This window comes from bacterium, assembly GCA_009926305.1.
Classification (GTDB): Bacteria; Bdellovibrionota_C; UBA2361; order UBA2361; family RFPC01; genus RFPC01.
Genome location: RFPC01000171.1, coordinates 1 through 2,128, shown reverse-complemented (window position 1 = coordinate 2,128; position 2,128 = coordinate 1). Strand labels below are relative to the sequence as shown.

The 2,128-nt window shown below is 47.5% G+C and carries 2 protein-coding genes; both read left to right on the top strand.

Annotation, left to right across the window (positions count from 1 at the left end):
- The first annotated feature begins 479 nt into the window (after nucleotides 1–479).
- Nucleotides 480–1,307 carry a hypothetical protein gene (locus tag EBR25_13330; protein ID NBW41963.1) on the top strand — a complete coding sequence of 276 codons (828 nt, stop codon included), beginning with the start codon at nucleotides 480–482 and terminating at the stop codon, nucleotides 1,305–1,307.
- Nucleotides 1,307–2,128: hypothetical protein (locus EBR25_13325; GenBank protein NBW41962.1), on the top strand; the 822-nt coding region annotated here is incomplete at its 3' end. The genes EBR25_13330 and EBR25_13325, both read left to right, overlap by 1 nt.

Here is a 2,128-nt window from a genome sequence, read left to right as displayed (position 1 = left end):
ATCGTATTAGCTTTCACATTGAGATGTTTACGACACATGCGAACCCCACAAGTTCAGATGTTCACGACACATGCGAACCTATAAGTTTACATGTTCACGGCACCTCTGAACCCACAAGTTCAAATGTTCACGACACCTCTAATGTACGGCTAAAACGAACCTAGTTCACGGCTAGACTCAATCGACTTACTGTTTACAAAGTGGCCCCCTGTGTCCAATTAAGGTTTAGCGCGTTTTCCTGTCTTTAATGACAAAAAGAACGGCACTGTCAGTGCAAGCAGCAATGCTTGTGTATGTAAGGCTGACACAGGACTGGGGTTTCACCCCAGTTGGTTTTTTGGATGTTTGTTCCCAAATACAAACATCAAACAGCAGGACCTTCAGATGACTGCTTTACCAATATCTCTGTTAAAAACAAACCCCGAATGTCTCCTTATTCTCTTTGCTTTTATACAAGGAGGCATTCACTCACTGTCGCAATGACAGAAAGGCATATTCTTATGTCTACACCTGTTAAACTGGTCCTCACTGTGTCGGGTAAAACCCACACAGTGAAGGTTTCCAGTCGCCGCCAAGCGGAGAGAGAGATTACAGCTCTCTTCCCAACTGGTGACTGGTCACAAAAGACGCGTCAGGCGCGTCGTGACGCGAGTATTGCACTCGGAAATGCTTGGACTGCCCGATTCGGAAAAGGCAGCTCCGAGACACCAAAGGCGCGTAAGGCGCGCCCATCAGAGGCTTTGGCTTTAAAGATAGCTGAAGACCTTGCCACTTGGCATGTCGTCGCTGAGCGTGGCGAGCAGATGAAAATCTCTCTTGAAGAGCGCAGGAAGCCTCTTACTCAAAAAGAGCAAGAGAGAGTTGAAGAGCTTGCGCTCAACATCGAGAAATATTCTCGATGGGAGAAAGAGCGCCACACAGAGCGCACAGAGCGCCGCATGACGCGCAAGCGCTCAAACCGCGCCTTAAGTTCGCTTGAGGCTATCAAGGGCTGTAAAGCCCCGAAGCAAGGGCCAGCCATCGAGATGGCCCTCACGCCAGCTCGTAAGTTGGTGTTTAAAGAGCTGCGCAAAGCACGTGCAGCAAGGAAAGCCGCTATCAATGCGGCTAAGCGCGCCCTCGAAGCGCGATTCAGCAGCCTTGGCCCTGTGGTGATCAACGCTGCTGTTGAAACCGTCGTCGACAGGCTTGAAGCAGTTGGCGCTGAAATCAACTGCGAGGCGATCAAAAACAAAGCCTCTTTAGAGGTGGTATTCAAGGCCACCCGTAAAGAGCGCAACGATTTCTTTGAGGAGCAGCGCGCATAATGACGCGCCCAAACAATTCTCAGCAGAATAGGCCTGCTGTGATTAAGGCTTCAAGAACGTTGAAGTTAACTGGACGCTCGACCTGGAAAGTGGATTGCCAGGTTAACGTTGCTCCAGGAAAGAAACCTGAAGCAAGGTTAAGGAAGACTTTGAAGAACATTGGTGGCATGCCAATGGATCGTCTCAAAGTAATTCAAATCCTTCATGAGCTTGGATATGAGTTGCCAACGATAGAGCAACTTAAACAGCTCAAGCAAACTCAAGGTCTTGATGCAGGGCTTTACTGGGTTCAACACTCAGATGAGTACCTCTGGGACTCTGAGAATGGAACCTTGACGCTTCGGGGAGATGTCGGCAAAGTTTGGATCTTAGGACTTTCAAAGTCTGGCCAACTCGACATTTTCTCGGAAGAGAAAGTTGTAGCTGAACCTGTTATGGCTCAGGCTGAGCCTTCAGTTGAGCCATCTAAGGCTTTATACAATCACCCAATGATTATCGCTACGGTTCCGAACAAGCATATAAATGGGTGGAGAACAGTTGACTCACCAATCAAAGTTCAAACAGGAGTTACACCACAGTCAAGATTGCGAAAGACAATCAAGGATCTTGGAGGAATGCCTACAAAGCATTCTCAAATCCAAGAAATTCTGGCAGAACTTGGCTATAGGTTACCAACTGTTGATGAGCTTTATTTGCTCATACCTGAGAGTAGAGTTGTTAACAACTGCTACTGGGTACAAAGTCGCAACAATTGCCTCTTTGACCCTTTCAAAAGAAAATGGGCAAAGATTTCTTCAAAGGGCAAGGATATTAATATCCTT